At 64.0% G+C, this 15,322-nt stretch carries 15 protein-coding genes and 3 tRNA genes; 9 read left to right on the forward strand and 9 right to left on the reverse strand.

Annotated elements, in window-relative coordinates; all coding sequences use genetic code 11:
• Positions 1-25 precede the first annotated feature (25 nt).
• Positions 26-100, forward strand: a tRNA-Glu gene (locus tag L0V05_RS06255).
• A gap of 38 nt (positions 101-138) precedes the next feature.
• Here L0V05_RS06255 and L0V05_RS06260 read toward each other — a convergent pair.
• From L0V05_RS06260 to L0V05_RS06270, 3 genes are all read right to left on the reverse strand, one after another.
• A complete protein-coding gene (locus L0V05_RS06260) occupies positions 139-591 on the reverse strand; it encodes a hypothetical protein (RefSeq protein ID WP_234869263.1) in 453 nt (150 codons plus the stop codon).
• 40 nt (positions 592-631) lie between these two features.
• A complete protein-coding gene (locus tag L0V05_RS06265) occupies positions 632-2,824 on the reverse strand; it encodes a DUF3141 domain-containing protein (RefSeq protein WP_234869264.1) in 2,193 nt (730 codons plus the stop codon).
• 98 nt (positions 2,825-2,922) lie between these two features.
• Positions 2,923-3,396: a hypothetical protein gene (locus L0V05_RS06270; RefSeq protein WP_234869265.1), complete on the reverse strand. Its 474-nt coding sequence runs from the start codon at positions 3,394-3,396 to the stop codon at positions 2,923-2,925.
• A gap of 209 nt (positions 3,397-3,605) precedes the next feature.
• Between L0V05_RS06270 and L0V05_RS06275 the strand changes: the two genes are divergently transcribed.
• Both L0V05_RS06275 and L0V05_RS06280 read left to right on the forward strand, forming a co-directional pair.
• The gene (locus L0V05_RS06275; protein WP_234869266.1) at positions 3,606-4,403 is read left to right on the forward strand and encodes a lytic murein transglycosylase; all 798 of its coding nucleotides are present in this window, start codon (positions 3,606-3,608) and stop codon (positions 4,401-4,403) included.
• A gap of 63 nt (positions 4,404-4,466) precedes the next feature.
• Positions 4,467-4,541: transfer RNA gene (locus tag L0V05_RS06280), tRNA-Glu, on the forward strand.
• 72 nt (positions 4,542-4,613) lie between these two features.
• On the opposite strand, the gene L0V05_RS06285 is transcribed toward L0V05_RS06280, so the two are convergent.
• Positions 4,614-5,678, reverse strand: a complete 1,065-nt coding sequence (locus L0V05_RS06285; protein WP_234869267.1) for an N-acetylneuraminate synthase family protein — start codon at positions 5,676-5,678, stop codon at positions 4,614-4,616.
• Between the two features lie 128 nt (positions 5,679-5,806).
• On the opposite strand from L0V05_RS06285, the gene L0V05_RS06290 reads away from it, so the two are divergent.
• Entirely contained in the window at positions 5,807-6,742 is a 936-nt protein-coding gene (locus L0V05_RS06290; RefSeq protein ID WP_255683675.1) for an ATP-grasp fold amidoligase family protein, read from the forward strand.
• A gap of 62 nt (positions 6,743-6,804) precedes the next feature.
• Here the strand turns inward: L0V05_RS06290 and L0V05_RS06295 are convergent.
• From L0V05_RS06295 to L0V05_RS06310, 4 genes are all read right to left on the reverse strand, one after another.
• A tRNA-Val gene (locus L0V05_RS06295) sits at positions 6,805-6,879 on the reverse strand.
• Positions 6,880-6,898: 19 nt separating this feature from the next.
• Positions 6,899-7,516 carry an HU family DNA-binding protein gene (locus tag L0V05_RS06300; protein ID WP_234869269.1) on the reverse strand — a complete coding sequence of 206 codons (618 nt, stop codon included), beginning with the start codon at positions 7,514-7,516 and terminating at the stop codon, positions 6,899-6,901.
• Positions 7,517-7,673: 157 nt separating this feature from the next.
• Positions 7,674-10,073, reverse strand: coding sequence for an endopeptidase La (gene lon, locus L0V05_RS06305; RefSeq protein WP_234869270.1), 2,400 nt, complete (start codon positions 10,071-10,073; stop codon positions 7,674-7,676).
• Positions 10,074-10,329: 256 nt separating this feature from the next.
• The gene (locus tag L0V05_RS06310; RefSeq protein ID WP_234869271.1) at positions 10,330-11,403 is read right to left on the reverse strand and encodes an alkene reductase; all 1,074 of its coding nucleotides are present in this window, start codon (positions 11,401-11,403) and stop codon (positions 10,330-10,332) included.
• Positions 11,404-11,674: 271 nt separating this feature from the next.
• Between L0V05_RS06310 and L0V05_RS06315 the strand changes: the two genes are divergently transcribed.
• Complete coding sequence (locus tag L0V05_RS06315) at positions 11,675-12,130, forward strand: PACE efflux transporter (protein ID WP_234869272.1); 456 nt, start codon at positions 11,675-11,677, stop codon at positions 12,128-12,130.
• Positions 12,127-12,576, forward strand: a complete 450-nt coding sequence (speD, locus tag L0V05_RS06320) for an S-adenosylmethionine decarboxylase (RefSeq protein ID WP_234869273.1) — start codon at positions 12,127-12,129, stop codon at positions 12,574-12,576. The genes L0V05_RS06315 and speD overlap by 4 nt, the downstream gene beginning before the upstream one ends.
• 8 nt (positions 12,577-12,584) lie before the next feature.
• Here the strand turns inward: speD and tgt are convergent, their stop codons facing one another.
• Positions 12,585-13,715: a tRNA guanosine(34) transglycosylase Tgt gene (gene tgt, locus L0V05_RS06325; protein WP_234869274.1), complete on the reverse strand. Its 1,131-nt coding sequence runs from the start codon at positions 13,713-13,715 to the stop codon at positions 12,585-12,587.
• A 228-nt stretch (positions 13,716-13,943) separates the two neighbouring features.
• Here tgt and L0V05_RS06330 point away from each other — a divergent pair, with 228 nt between their 5' ends.
• The 3 genes from L0V05_RS06330 to L0V05_RS06340 all read left to right on the forward strand — a co-directional run bounded on the left by L0V05_RS06330 (position 13,944) and on the right by L0V05_RS06340 (position 15,304).
• Positions 13,944-14,309, forward strand: coding sequence for an SUF system Fe-S cluster assembly protein (locus tag L0V05_RS06330; protein WP_234869275.1), 366 nt, complete (start codon positions 13,944-13,946; stop codon positions 14,307-14,309).
• 35 nt (positions 14,310-14,344) lie between these two features.
• On the forward strand, positions 14,345-14,839 hold the full coding sequence (locus L0V05_RS20630; RefSeq protein WP_319937750.1) for a DapH/DapD/GlmU-related protein: 495 nt from the start codon (positions 14,345-14,347) through the stop codon (positions 14,837-14,839).
• 78 nt (positions 14,840-14,917) lie between these two features.
• Positions 14,918-15,304: a HesB/IscA family protein gene (locus L0V05_RS06340; protein WP_234869276.1), complete on the forward strand. Its 387-nt coding sequence runs from the start codon at positions 14,918-14,920 to the stop codon at positions 15,302-15,304.
• Positions 15,305-15,322: the final 18 nt, after the last annotated feature.

Below are 15,322 nucleotides of genomic sequence, written 5' to 3' on the forward strand. Positions count from 1 at the left end.
GCCTAAATACCCCGCCAGACCGCGTGGCCCGTTCGTCTATCGGTTAGGACACCAGGTTTTCAACCTGGGAAGAGGGGTTCGACTCCCCTACGGGCTGCCAGGTCCGCCGCAAAGGCGGACCCGCGAAACTCCTAAAAATCAGGCCTTCTCCGGCGCCCAGTCCAGGAACAGACCGACATCTCCCGGCATGCCGCCCGGGAAGTTGATGATCGCGGCCTTGAGCTTGAAACCCTGCGGCTTCGCGACTTTTTCATAGGCGTCGTAGAGTTCCTTCGCCTTGCCCTGCAGCGTCTCGGGCCAGTGCGGCTGGCGGTTGTTGATGGCCCGTCCGCTATCGGTGCAAAGGTCCGAAGGGAAGGAATAGACCAGCGCCTCGAACTTGCCGTTGTTGACGGCACTCAGCACCAGCTTGCGGATCATCGCCCGCTCATCATCCGAAATGTGATCGTGCAGGAAGCTGTCGGTGAAGTCATGCAGCTGCTTTTCCTTGTCGGCCTTTGCGGCCTCCTGCCTCGACATCTCCTCCATCTCCTTCTGGAGGATCTTCATCCGGAGGTCTTCGGCAGTGATGCTGTTGGCGGGCTCGGTCATCTTCATCTCCTTTGATTTGACATGGGTGTGCAGCGGATCGTCAGGATGGCGCCCGGCCACTGCGCCGCTTCGGGGCTGACTGCAGGGAAACGGGGGCCTCTGGCAGGTGGAACATGCGTTCGACGGTCTGCAGGCGCGCTTCGACCTCGGGCTCGATGGGGCCGGAGGCGCCAAGGACCGTCCGGATTGCCGATACCGCCATCGCCCGCGCCGGCTCGTCCACGGCCAGAAGGTCCGGCAGCGCCGCCATTGCAGCGTCTTCGTCGATCAGCAGCATCAGGTATTGCTCGCGGACAAGCTGCTTGAACTCGGCCAGTGACAGTGTCGACTTGCCCGTTTCGGTCCGGCGGAAACGGCGGATCGCCTCGAACCCCCGTTCGTCCACGCCACCCCGGCTCCGTCCGGCGTAGATCAGAGCCCGAAGGGTCGCCTCGCGCAGTCCGCCCTTGCCGAAGGCAGCGCGCAGTTCGCCGATCCGCCGCTCGACCAGTTGCCGGTGGAGCAGACGCTTCGGGGCGTGACGTGGCTCGACCGGGCTTTCCGGATCGACGCCGACCGCCTTCTGCAGCATCTCGTTGCCGTAGACGGCAAGGAAGGTGTCTTCTGACAGCTTCTCGACCGCCTCGCGCCAGGCCTCCAGCCCCTCGACGATCTTTTCCGAGGCGGCTTTCTGCCAGTCGAGCAGCGGATTGCCTTCCTCTGCCTCATGGCGGTTCTCGCGCAGCTTCTCGGCTGCGGGCTGCACCCAGGCCATGAACGGGTTCTGCGAGGCAAACAGTTCGTAGCCCAGCCGCAGCGGGTGCAGCTTGCGCATCGCCTCGGCCATCTGCGGATTGGAGATAGCCTTTACCCAGGGCTGGGCGAAGGTACGGTACAGGGCAAGGTTCATCTCCGACACCTTTGCCGCCGCCTCGAACCGCTTTTCGTCCTCCAGCGTGTTGCCGCCCAGGGCGCGGATGTCATCAAGCGTGCGCGCCTCGACGCGCATCACCCAGTCGCCATGGATGAACTCGTCCTCGCCCGCCTCGGCGCGCGGCGTGAAGACGGCTTCGTACAGGCCGGGGGGCAGCACGTCGATCAGATCGATGTTCGAGGCGAATTCGTCATGCTCCTTCCGGGCAACGCCGGCTGAGACGAAGATACCCAGATGCCCGATCGTGTCATGGATGGCATAGACGATGGTCTGGCCGTTCGCCCGGATGTCATCAACGCTGTCATAGAGGTCGAGGATCCAGTCCAGCGCCTGCTGCGGCGGGGTGATGTTGTCCCCCCGCGAGCAGAAGCAGACGATGGGCGAGGCGATGTTGCGCAGATCTATCTCGGTCCCGTCCCTGCCGCGGATCTCTCCTGCGGCGAGGTGATTGCCGACGAACAGTTCGTCGACGATGAACTGCATCTCTTCTGCGTTCAGCGTTACGTGGCCGCCCCACCACTTCTCGAACCCGAGATAGCGGTCGGCCTCGGTATCGACGTTGGCCCAGAGATTGTACTGCTTGGACCAGAGCGTGTTGGCCGGGTTCTGGTTCTCGAAGTTCTGCACAAGCCAGGCGCCGTCGAAGATGCCGCCGCCCAGATCGCCGGTCAGCGCGGTCAGCCAAGACCCGCCCAACAGCCCGCCCGAATAGCGCATTGGATAGCGTCCGCGCACGCCGCCCCAATAGGACAACGGGGTGCCGGCCAGAATGACCGGCCCGAAAAGCTCCGGGCGAAGCGAGGCCAGCATCATCACCGACCAGCCAGCCTGGCAGTTCCCGATCACGCAAGGCTTGCCCTCGGCCCGCGGATGGCTGGCGATCACGGTCTCGAGGAACGCCGCCCAGGCATCGAGAATGTCGAGAATGGTCTGTCCGGGCTCGGGCTTCGGACGGAACCCGATGAAATAGCAGGGATGCCCGGCCTTCAGCGCCACGCCGATCTCGCTGTCGGCCTTGAAGCCACCGATGCCGGGGCCATGCCCAGCCCGCGGATCGACGATCACGAAGGGACATTTCAGAGGGTCGACGGCAACGCCTTCCGGCGGCCTGATCCGCAACAGGAAATAGTTGCAGGGGCGCTTCAGATCGCGGCCGTCCAGCACAAGGTCGTGGTCATAGTCCAGAACCGTCGGCAGTTTCTCCGCCGCATGGGCAAGATACTGGTCGGCCCGCTGACGCAGCACGTCAAGGAACAGAATATTGCGCTGCGCGGCATCCACGGCGTAATCGGCCATGTCTTTGGCGGTCGGAATGCTCATTGCATCCTCCTTGATCCTGTCGGCGAGGCGTCACTAACTGATACGGATCCTGCAGCTTCCACCGCAGGATAACCTTGATCCAGGTCAGTCGGCCTGGATCAGAAGAGGGCGCTCAACACGAGGCCAAGGCCGATCCCGGCAACAAAGGCGACCGCGATCTGGCCAAGACGCAGCATATCGCGACCGGCCTCCTCAGACGTCAGATCCGTGGGTTCGGTCTGGTCCGGCATCTGCCGGAACACCGCTCCCGGCGGCTGAAACTGAACGACGACCCCCCGTTCGGGCGAAGGTTCGGCAGGACGGGTGACGACTGGCACTGCCGGCTCGAGCGGCGGGAGACGGTCCTGCCGGCTGACGCGCTGCGCCGCCGCGGGACGGAAGACCGGGGCCGAGACCGGGCGCTGCTTCTGGGCCAGTATCTTTTTGCGTGACTGGCGCGCCTCTTCGAGGCGACGGGTCCAGGTCTCGGAATTCAGCAGGCGGATGATCGCCGCGTGATCGCTTTCCACCGGCTCGGAGACGGCCTGATGACCGGCCTCGACCGGCGTCTGGTCTCCCTGCATGTCCCGCATGGCTGAAGCCCCCCCGAACCCGCCATCCGGACCCCGGCCGGCGGTTTCGCCTGCCCCGAGTCCGATCCCCGAATTTGGAGCGATGCTAGCGCCGATTCCCGTGCGCGTGGAGTCCCTTCCTTGGCCGGAGCTACGACTTTTCCGCCGCTTGCCTCTTGCCGCCGCGCAACTCCCCCATAAACTGCGCAAAACCTATTTGGAGATCGAGATTGCGCACGTCCCTTGCCCTAGCCGCCGCCGTCGCCACCTTCCTTTGCGCGCCGGCGTTTGCCCAGGAATGCGGCAACACCTCGTCCGGGTTCGAGGCGTGGAAGGTTGATTTCGTCCCGGTCGCCAAGTCAGCGGGCGTCGGAAAGAAGGGGATCGCGGCACTGAAGGGCGCCAGCTATTCGACCAAGACGATCAGCGCCGATCGCGGGCAGAAGAGCTTCAAGTACTCGCTCGAGAAGTTCATGCAGGTCCGGGGCGCGGATGTGATCGTGGCGCAGGGCCGCAAGCGCAAGGCCAAGAACCCCGATTTCTACGCTTCGCTGGAACGGCAATATGGCGTACCGGCCGGGGTGATCCTTGCGATCCACGGCATGGAGACGGGCTTCGGCGCGGTGATGGGAGACACGCAGGTGGTTTCTGCCATCGCGACGCTGACCTATGACTGCCGCCGGTCGGAGTTCTTCGAGCCGCATCTTCTGGCGGCGCTGGTGCTGGTGGACCGGGGAGAAATCACCTCCTCGACGATAGGCGCACGGCATGGTGAGTTGGGTCACACCCAGTTCCTGCCCGGCAACGCGCTCGCCTACGGCGTGGACGGCGACGGCGACGGGCAGATCGACTTCGCCGACTTGGCCGATGCTCTGACCTCGACGGCGAATTTCTTCGCGCAGAAGGGATGGAAACCCGGCAAGGGCTATCAGCCGGGCGAACCGAACTTCGAAGTCATCAAGCAGTGGAACGCGGCTTCGGTCTACCAACAGGCGATCGCCATCATGGCGGCGCAGATCGATCGCTGAGCCGCGATTTTCCCTCTTGCGAGTCGTCGGGCTGTCGCCTAGACACCGCTCCACGCCAAGCGCGGCCCGTTCGTCTATCGGTTAGGACACCAGGTTTTCAACCTGGGAAGAGGGGTTCGACTCCCCTACGGGCTGCCAGGCGACCTCCCCGAAATTACGGCAAGTTCAATTGCTTGAGAGGCGATGTTCAAGCGATGCGCCAGCGGGGCCTCAGCCCCGCTTCGATGCTGTCGCTGGACGCCCCTTCAGGCCGATATCCGACCATTTCAACTGGGTGTTCCGCGTGACCGCACGGGTCAGGCGCTGCCCCACCACCAGATCGAAGTCGTAACCCGCGATCTCGCCCGAACCGGGGCGGCGCGCCCAGATGTCGGCCTCGGCAATCATATGGCCCTCTGGCAGGTCGCGGTCGGCAACGACACTGGCGCGGGCAAAGCGATAGACTGGCTCTTCGGCCTGGGTCCGCTGCTTGGGATTGTTCGCGGCAATCCAGATCTCGCGCGAACGGTCGATCAGGAAGCGCAGTTCGGCCGGATCCATCGAGTTGATGATGTCCGGACCGATCCGGTAACGGGTGTCGGTATAATGCCGCTCCAGAATGCAGGCCCCGAGCGCGACCGAGGCAAGCGCCATTTCCGGCCCGATCGAATGGTCCGAGAAGCCGACCACGGCCTTCGGGAACGCCGCCTTGAGGTCGGTCACGCCCTGCAGGCTGACGATCTCGGGCGGCGACGGGTAGAGGTTCGTGCATTCCAGAAGCGCATAGTCCACGCCCGAGGCATCAAGGATCGCAACCGACTCGCGGATCGTCTCGATCGTCTGCATGCCGGTCGACAGGATCACCGGCTTGCCCTTGCGGGCGATGTGGCGGATCAGCGGGAGGTTGTCCGCCTCGCCCGAGCCGATCTTGAAGGCCGGCACACCGATTTCCTCAAGGAAATCCGAGGCTTTCCGGCTGAACGGGGTCGAGATGTAGATGAGCCCGAGGGACTCGGTGTAGTCCTTCAGCTTCACCTCGTCCTCGGCCGAGAGCGCACAGCGCGCCATCACCTCCCAGATCGAGACATCGGCATTGGGCGGGAAGATCGACTTCGCCTCGTCCGTCATCTCATCGTCAAGGAAATGGGTCTGGTGCTTGATGCATTCGCAGCCCGCCAGATGCGCCAGCCGGACCATCTCCTTCGCCACGTCGAGACTGCCGCCATGGTTGATCCCGATCTCGGCGATGACGAGCGGGGGATGGGCGGGTCCGATCTCTCGGTGGGCGATTTTCATGGGAGTCTCCGGCGGTTCGGGCAGTGTGCCCTTCTTGCCCCCTGCCCCCGGCGATTGCAACGTGCCGTCGTCGCGATTGCCGGAACCTCGGTCTGCCGCGTATCGTGGCTGCGGGAGAGAGGGACATAATGAACTTATCGAGCATTGGAGAGCGACTATCGCGCCTCCTTCCAGACGAGTTCGTTGTGCGGCGCGATTACCGGCGGCGCGTCGGGCGGCCACTCGATCTGGCCAATCCCAAGGGATTTCACGAAAAGATATGCTGGCTCAGGCTCCGCGGCTTGACGCCCCTTCACAGCTACTGCGCCGACAAGATCACCGCTGCGGCCTATGTTGCCTCGATTGCCGGTCCGGGCCTGACGACACCGCGCTATTTCCGCACCACCGATCCGCAGATGCTGTCCGCGGAATCGATCCCTGTGCGGTCCTGCGTCATCAAGCCGAACCATGCCTCGCAACTGGCCTTCGTCCTGCCCGACACCGCGGCGGCCGACTGGCCGCATATCCGCCGCAAGCTTGCGGCGAGTCTCAATCGGAGCTTCTATTGGGATCACCGCGAACGGCAGTATCTGGACATTCCGCCTGCGGTGATCGTCGAAGAATTGGTCGACCAGAGCGCCCTGGATATGGGCGAGATCAACATCTACTGCCTGAACGGCATTGCGCGCTTTGCGGTGACCTTCAAGCCCGGCGCCATCCTTGCCGAACAGAAGGGTATCCTCGTCGACCGCGACTGCCGTCCCCTGGCGGTCAGTCGCCTCCGCCGCCCGACCGCCCAAGGGGAAGTCACGCCTCCGCGTGATTTCAACCGCATCCGCGAGACTGCCGAGGCGCTCGCCCGTCCCTTCGCGCTTTGCCGGGTGGATATCCTGCTTGGCCAAGACCAGTTCTTCGTAAGCGAACTGACCTTCAGCCCCCTCGCCGGATACGAAAGCTTCGATCCGCTAAGCTTTGAGTTGGAGATGGGACAACAACTGGACCTGAATGCGCCCCTGCCCGACTGGCGACCGATCCTCGCCGCCGCAAAGGCGATGGAGCCTCAAGTCCTGCCGCCGTGGAAATGAGGCCGGAGCACCGAATACAAAAGGCGCCGCAACCGGTGTTGCAGCGCCTTTCGGGAAAACGATGGTGGGCGATAACGGATTTGAACCGCTGACATCTTCGATGTGAACGAAGCGCTCTACCGCTGAGCTAATCGCCCGATGGCGGGGGTATTAGACTCACTCCTCGTCCTCTGCAAGGGGCTGTTTCGATGCTCTCGACTCGCCCCGGCGCAGCTTGACGGTCAGGAGTTTGCTGCCCGCGGCGCCGTCCTTGGAGCGGTTGACCTTGGCCTTGCCGAAGGGCGGCAGGATCAACTCTTCGCCCTTCTCCAGCGCCTCGCCCAACACCGAAAGAGTGGCCTCTACTACGTCCCGGACCGACTTCTTCTTGCCGCCCGACAGGGCCGCCACCCGATCGACCAGCTCCTTCTTCTTCAGGGCAAGCGTCTTTGTCACGACCGCCGCAGCGGTCGAGGCGAGGGCCGCGCCTTCGGTGGCGATCGCCTTCATCTCTTCGCCGAAGGTGGGCGGAGGAACCACGACAGGTGCAGGCTTGCGAGCGGCCGGCTTGCGCGGGGATGCAGCTTTGGCGGCGGCAGGCTTTGCCGGCGCTTTCCGGGCGGCTGGTGCCTTGGCGGCAGCAGGCTTCTTCGGGGACGCGGTCTTGGCTGCGGCGGCTTTGGCCGCAGCAGGTTTGGCCGCCACAGGCTTTGCCGCAGTGGGCTTGGCAGATGCAGGCTTGGCCGCTGCTGCCTTGGCGGCGCGCTTCGGTGCGGCGGGTGCTTCGGTGGTCATGATGGCCTGTCTCCCTGTTATTGTTGCTGCAGACTGCAATTCGCTGGCGGCAGACTAGCCGAGCCCCGCGCAGCAGGGAACATTCTTCCGCAGGATCGGGAACCAAAAACACATGGGGCGCGGTTTCCCGCGCCCCATGCCTGGATTTGGCCTGATGTCAGTGCGCGATCGGCGCTGCCGGTGTTTCCACCGGCTTCACCAGCGCCGCTGCCGCCTCGGCATCCTCATCCCATTCCACCGGTTCCGGCATCCGCACGAGGGCACGGGGCAGAACCTCGCGGACGTGGCTGACCGGGATGATCTCGAGGCCCGACTTAACGCTGTCGGGGATCTCGGTCAGGTCCTTGGCGTTCTCCTCAGGGATCAGCACCGTCTTGATGCCGCCGCGAAGCGCCGCCAGGAGCTTTTCCTTCAGCCCGCCGATCGGCAGCACGTTCCCGCGCAATGTTACCTCGCCGGTCATGGCGATGTCCTTGCGGATCGGGATGCCCGTCAGCACCGAGACGATCGAGGTGACCATGGCGATACCAGCGCTCGGACCGTCCTTCGGGGTCGCCCCTTCCGGCACGTGGACGTGGATGTCGATCGCCTCGAACTTCGGCGGCTTGATGCCAAGCTCGGGGCTGATCGAGCGGACATAGCTCGACGCGGCCTCGATCGACTCCTTCATCACGTCGCCCAGTTTCCCGGTCGTCTTCATCCGCCCCTTGCCGGGCAGCTTCAGCGCCTCGATCGACAGGAGGTCGCCGCCGACGCTGGTCCAGGCCAGCCCCGTCACGACACCCACCTGATCCTCCTTCTCGGCCAGGCCGTAGCGGAAGCGTTTCACGCCCAGGTATTCCTCAAGCTTCTCGGGCGTGACGGTGACCGCCTTGCCCTTCTTCTTGACGATCTCCGTGATGGCCTTGCGGGCCAGCTTGGCGATCTCGCGTTCCAGGTTCCGCACGCCCGCCTCGCGGGTATAGGTGCGGATCATCTCGGTCAGCGCCGCGTCGGTGATCTCGAACTCGCCCTTCTTCAGGCCGTGGGCCTTGACCTGCTTCTCGATCAGGTGGCCCTTCGCGATCTCGCGCTTCTCGTCCTCGGTGTAGCCAGCGAGCGAAATTATCTCCATCCGGTCCAGAAGCGGGCCCGGCATGTTGTAGGAGTTCGCCGTGGTGATGAACATCACGTTGGACAGGTCATATTCGACCTCGAGATAGTGGTCGACGAAGGTCGAGTTCTGTTCGGGGTCCAGCACCTCGAGCATGGCCGAAGCCGGGTCGCCACGGAAATCCTGGCCCATCTTGTCGATTTCATCGAGCAGGATCAGCGGGTTCGTGGTCTTGGCCTTCTTCAGCGCCTGGATGATCTTGCCGGGCATCGAGCCGATATAGGTCCGGCGATGACCGCGAAGCTCGGCCTCATCCCTCACCCCGCCAAGCGAGATGCGGATGAATTCGCGCCCCGTCGCTTTCGCCACAGACCGGCCAAGCGAGGTCTTGCCCACGCCGGGAGGGCCGACGAGGCAGAGGATCGGACCTTTCAGCTTGTCGGACCGCGCCTGCACGGCAAGGTATTCGACGATCCGCTCCTTGACCTTTTCCAGCCCATAGTGATCGGCGTCGAGCACCTCCTGGGCCTTGTTCAGGTCCTTCTTGACGCGGCTCTTGGTTCCCCACGGAACGCCCAGGAGCCAGTCAAGGTAGTTGCGCACCACCGTCGCTTCGGCCGACATCGGCGACATGGCCTTGAGCTTCTTCAGCTCGGCGTCCGCCTTTTCACGGGCTTCCTTCGAGAACTTGGTCTTCTTGATGCGCTCTTCGAGTTCGGCGATCTCGTTCTGGCCGTCCTCGCCGTCGCCGAGTTCCTTCTGAATGGCCTTCATCTGCTCATTCAGGTAGTACTCGCGTTGCGTGCGCTCCATCTGCGTCTTGACGCGGGACTTGATCTTCTTCTCGACCTGCAGCACCGACATCTCGCCCTGCATCAGGCCATAGACCTTCTCCAGCCGCTCGGCCACGTCGAGCGTCTCAAGCAGATCCTGCTTCTGTCCCACCTCGATGCCGAGATGACCGGCGACAAGGTCGGCCAGCTTGTTCGGCTCGCGGGTTTCCGAAACGGCGGCCAGCGCCTCTTCGGGGATGTTCTTCTTGATCTTGGCGTATTTCTCGAATTCCTCGCCGACGCCACGCAGAAGCGCCTCGACCGATGTGCGGTCGCCGGGCACTTCGGTCAGTTCCTCGGCATGGGCCTCAAAGAAGCGGTCGTTCGACACGAAGTCGGTGATGCGCACACGGGTCTTCCCCTCGACGAGCACCTTCACGGTGCCATCGGGCAGCTTAAGAAGCTGGAGAACATTGGCCAACACGCCGGTGCGGTAGATGCCCTCGGCTGTCGGATCATCAACCGACGGATCGATCTGGCTGGACAGGAGGATTTGCTTGTCCTCCGCCATCACGTCTTCAAGCGCCCGCACCGATTTCTCGCGCCCCACGAAGAGCGGCACGATCATGTGCGGGAACACCACGATGTCGCGCAGCGGCAGCACGGCGTAGCTGTGAGATAGAGTGGTCATTCGCGTTTCCTTCCTCCGGCAGGAGAGCCTTGCCCCGGGTATCGGCAGCCTGCGGCTCTCCCCTGTTCGGCATCCATATCTGGGTGACCCGCCGCCGTCTTTCAACAGGTCCTTGGGTCTGTCTTGCAGTGCAGCATGATCTTGTGATCGGCCGAGGGCAAGGGCAGATCGGGCCGCATTGTCTCGGCAGGCAGCAATCTGCGTTCGCCCCCTGTCCGCAATGGGTGACAGGGGGCGGCGCATGTCCGCCCGGGGGTCAGGCCGCCCTGGCGGGGTAGTCGGTGTAGAACTCGGCACCGCCGCCATAAAGACCCTGCGTCGGCAGCGGGCTAAGCGGCAAGTCGGCCTCCAGACGCTCGGCCAGGTCTGGGTTCGAGATGTAGAGCTTGCCGAAGGCGACCGCATCGGCGGCGCCACTGTCGACTGCCTCGATCGCGCTTTCGCGGCTGTAGCCGTTGTTGGCTATCCAGACCCCCTTGAAGCGGTCGCGCAGCGCCTCGATCCCGCCTTGCGGCCACTCGCGCGGGCCACCGGTCTGGCCTTCGACAACGTGAAGGAAGGCAAGACCCGCCTCGTTAAGCACGTCGATGACGGCGGCAAAAAGCGCGGGCGTGTCACTGTCGATTCCGACATCGTTGGCATTCGACCAGGGCGACAGGCGGATGCCGGTGCGATCGGCACCGATGGCGCCGGTCACGGCCGCCACCACCTCGCGCAGGAAGCGCACGCGGTTGGCGATCGGGCCACCATAGCCGTCGGTCCGCTTGTTGCTGGTGTCACGCAGGAACTGGTCGATCAGATAGCCGTTGGCGGCGTGGATCTCGACGCCGTCGAAACCGGCTCGGATCGCATTGCGGGCGGCGCGGGCATAATCCTCGAGGATGCCGGCAATCTCCGCGGTCTCAAGCGCCCGCGGTTCCGAGGTCGGCAGGAACTCGCCGCCGACGAAGGTGCGCGACTGGGCAGTGATGGCTGAAGGCGCGACCGGCGGCCCGCCGATCAGGCTTTCATGGCTCACGCGGCCGACATGCCAGATCTGGACGACGATCTTGCCGCCCTTGTCATGGACCGCCTTCGTGACTTCTTGCCACTGGGCAACCTGTTCGTCGCTCCAGATGCCCGGAGTATCGGCATAGCCCTTGGCGGTGGGCGAAATCGGCGTGCCCTCACTGACGATCAGGCCGGCGCCGGCGCGCTGCGCGTAATAGGTGGCCTGAAGGACGCCGGGTGTATCGTTCTTGGCGCGGTTGCGGGTCAGCGGGGCCATCACGATGCGGTTCTTCATGTGGATGGCACCGGCATCGAGAGGCGTGAAAAGCTTGTCGGTCATGGGTGGTTCCTTCTTTCGGGAAGTTTCAAGTAAACTTGAAGTGCTGATCTTCAACCACCTTCCCCCATCATGTCCGACATGCGCCCGACGCAACGGTTCGAACCGTTCGGTTCAGATCCCGCTCCGTCATCCTGCAGTCAGACGACAGCGCCATTCGCTCTGCTGTGCTGGAGGTCGCGCGGTATTGACGCTGCGGTGACGCGCGCCTGACGCGCCGCTTGCGATGACTGACGCATGGTCAAACCGACCGACTTGTTGCGGAGGACCGGCATTGACCCTAAGATCGCCACGCGAGCGTCTGCTCCAGACACTGGCCTACGAGCTGGGCGGCCTTGCCGTGGCGACACCGCTCTTTGCCCTCGCCTTTGGCACCGGGGCACAAGAGTCCGCCCTGCTGCTGCTTTTGCTGTCGCTGGCGGTGATGCTGTGGTCGCCCATCCACAACACGCTGTTCGACTGGGTCGAATGGCGATGCGCCGGGCGGCTGGCCAGCGACAGGCCGCACCGGCTGCGCCTGATCCACGCCCTGTCCCACGAGGCGACCGCGCTGGTGGTCACCCTGCCGATCCTGATGGGTTTCGGCGGCCTCGGCCTGTTCGAGGCGCTCGTCGCCGATCTGGGCCTGACCCTGATCTACACGCTCTACGCCTACATGTTTCACTGGACTTATGACCGGCTGCGCCCCGTGCGCACGGCCAGGCTGTCATCCCCGGAGGAGATCGAATGACCCTACACACCACGCCGACGGAACAGTTCGGACTGCATCTCATGATCGACGGCTACGATGCCGACCCGGAGCGTCTTGCCGATGCGCCGCTGCTCGAGGGCCTTCTGGTCAGTCTGCCAGACCGGCTGGGGATGCATCGCATCTGCACGCCCGTTCTCGTGAATGTCGGCCCGATGAACCGCAAAGACCCTGGCGGCCTCTCGGGTTTCGTGATGATCGCGGAAAGCCATTTCAGCCTGCACACCTTTCCGGCGCGCGGTTTCGTGACACTCGACATCTATACCTGCCAGAACAGCCTCGACACCGATGCGATCACCGGGCATCTGGCCGAAGCGCTCGGCATGAGCGACTTCGACGTCTTCGTCCAGCCGCGCGGCCTGCGCTATCCGTCGCAGAATCTCTATCCGCAGGATGAGCCGGCCTGGGCCGAGTCCGCAATGAGTTAGAAAATGAGCTAAAGCGGCTCAATATCCCCTTCCGAGCGCTGCGCGTGGAACTCCGCCACGAAGCCCTCGAGGCGACCCGCAGCGATGGCCTCGCGCAGGCCCTGCATCAACTCCTGGAAGTAGTGCAGGTTGTGCCACGTCAGCAGCATCGAGCTGATGATCTCCTGCGCACGGAAGACGTGGTGCAGATAGGCCCGCGAATAGCTGCGACAGGCGGGACAAGTGCAGTGCTCGTCCAGCGGCCGCGGGTCGTCCATGTGACGGGCATTCTTGATGTTCACCTGACCGCGCCGCGTCCAGGCCTGGCCCGTCCGGCCCGAGCGCGAGGGAAGCACGCAATCCATCATGTCGATCCCGCGCTGGACGGCGCCGACGATGTCGTCGGGCTTGCCCACGCCCATCAGGTAGCGCGGCTTGTCGTCGGGCAGCATTCCGGGCGCATAGTCGAGCACGCCGAACATCGCCTCCTGCCCCTCGCCCACGGCCAGTCCGCCGACCGCGTAGCCGTCAAAGCCGATCGCCTTCAGCGCCTCGGCGCTTTCGCCGCGCAATTCTTCGGTCACGCCGCCCTGCTGGATGCCGAACAGCGCGTGACCGGGCCGGTCGCCGAAGGCATCACGCGAGCGCTGTGCCCACCGCATCGACATGCGCATCGACTTCGCCACCGTCGCGTCATCGGCGGGCAATGCCGGGCATTCGTCGAAACACATGACGATGTCCGACCCGAGAAGCTTCTGGATTTCCATGCTGCGCTCGGGCGAGAGCATGTGCTTGGAGCCGTCGATATGCGACGAGAAGACCACGCCTTCCTCGGTGAGCTTGCGCAGGGGCCCAAGGCTCATCACCTGAAAGCCGCCGCTGTCGGTCAGGATCGGCCGCTCCCAGTTCATGAAGCGGTGCAGGCCGCCCAGCCGCGCGATCCGCTCGGCTGTCGGACGCAGCATCAGGTGATAGGTGTTGCCCAAAAGGATATCGGCCCCGGTCGCCCGCACGCTTTCGGGCAGCATGGCCTTCACCGTCGCCGCCGTACCGACCGGCATGAAGGCCGGCGTGCGGATCTCGCCTCTCGGGGTGTGGATCACGCCGGTCCGCGCCTTGCCGTCCCGCGCGCCGATCCCGAATTCGAATGCCTGCCCCATCTGCCGCCTCTCCACCGCCCTTGCCGGTTCCGTCCGCCGCCGCTTCTCGGGCAGCGGGGCGCGAAAGCCAAGACCCGACCTCCGCGTTTCTTCTTGGCACAAATACCCTCGGGGGGTGAATGGCCCCGCAAGGGGCCAGAGGGGGGCGGAAAGCCCCCTTGCCTTGGCGGGCACTGGACCTGCCCCGTCCTTTCCCTATATAAATGCTCAACAAACGACGAGGCGCTCATGACCAGCCAACTAGCGGAGCGGATCGGGGGGCAGCCCTTGATTCGGCCCTCCACCACCGATCATCCGCTTTACGATGATGTCGTGAATGCTTGCCGTACGGTGTTCGATCCGGAGATTCCGGTGAACATCTTCGACCTCGGCCTGATCTATACCATTGCGATCAATGATGAAAACGAGGTCGATATCGTCATGAGCCTTACCGCACCCGGCTGTCCGGTCGCCGGGGAAATGCCGGGCTGGGTGGCCGATGCGGTCGAGCCTTTGCCCGGTGTGAAACAAGTGAACGTACAGATGACGTTCGACCCGCCTTGGGGTATGGACATGATGTCGGACGAAGCACGGCTCGAACTCGGCTTCATGTGATGAACCGGATTGCCCCGGCACGAGAGGAGGGCAGCGTGACGCAGCATCCCAGCCGCGGAAAATCCGCCGCCACGGACGGCCTGCGCATTACCGCAGCCCAGTTGCTGGAAACATTCAACTCGCTTGGCGCCCGGGAAGAACGAAAGCGCAGCCAGATCCTGCAGAAGCTGATCGGCACCTGGAACGGGGCGGTGGTGAAGGCCCCCTTCCAGGTCACCAACGGATCCAACCTGCATTTCGACGAGGCCTGCTTCGTCAACGAAGGCTGCTCCATCGATGACACCTATCCTGTGCGCATCGGGTCCTTCACCCAGCTTGCGCGAGACGTGCGCATCCTCACGGTGCTCGATGTCGAAAATCGGCGTGGGCCGGTAACGATCGGGCGAAACGTCTGGGTCGGGGCCGGCGCGACGATCCATCCCGGCGTGACAATCGGCGAGGATGCGATCATCGGCGCGGCAGCTGTCGTCGTCAGCGACGTCCCGCCGGGCGCGACGGCCTCGGGCAATCCGGCGAGGATCATGCGCTGAGGTCTGCAGACCCGCCCGCCACTTGAATACACCCGTCTCGGGAAATACATTTCGGACAGTCAGAGAAAGTACTTCCTCATGTTCGGCATCCCCGGCAAGCAGGCCATCACCCTAACCCCCGCCGCAGCGGGCCAGATTCGTCGCCTGATGGACCGTCAGGGATCGGCGGGTCTCCGCATCGGGGTGAAGAAGGGCGGCTGCGCGGGCATGGAATACACCATGGACTTCGCCGAGACTGTCAACCCGATGGATGAGGTGGTGGAACAGGACGGCGCGCGGGTGATGATCGCCCCTATGGCACAGATGTTCCTGTTCGGCACGGAAATCGACTTTCAGACGTCGCTCCTGGAATCCGGGTTCAAGTTCAACAACCCCAATGTCGCCGAGGCCTGCGGCTGCGGCGAGTCGATCAAGTTCAAGGACCCGGTAGGGTCGGCATCCGATAGCGCCGCCCCGCAAGCCTGACACCCTTCCGTCCCGCCC

This window comes from Alitabrizicola rongguiensis (assembly GCF_021491355.1).
Lineage (GTDB): Bacteria > Pseudomonadota > Alphaproteobacteria > Rhodobacterales > Rhodobacteraceae > Aliitabrizicola > Aliitabrizicola rongguiensis.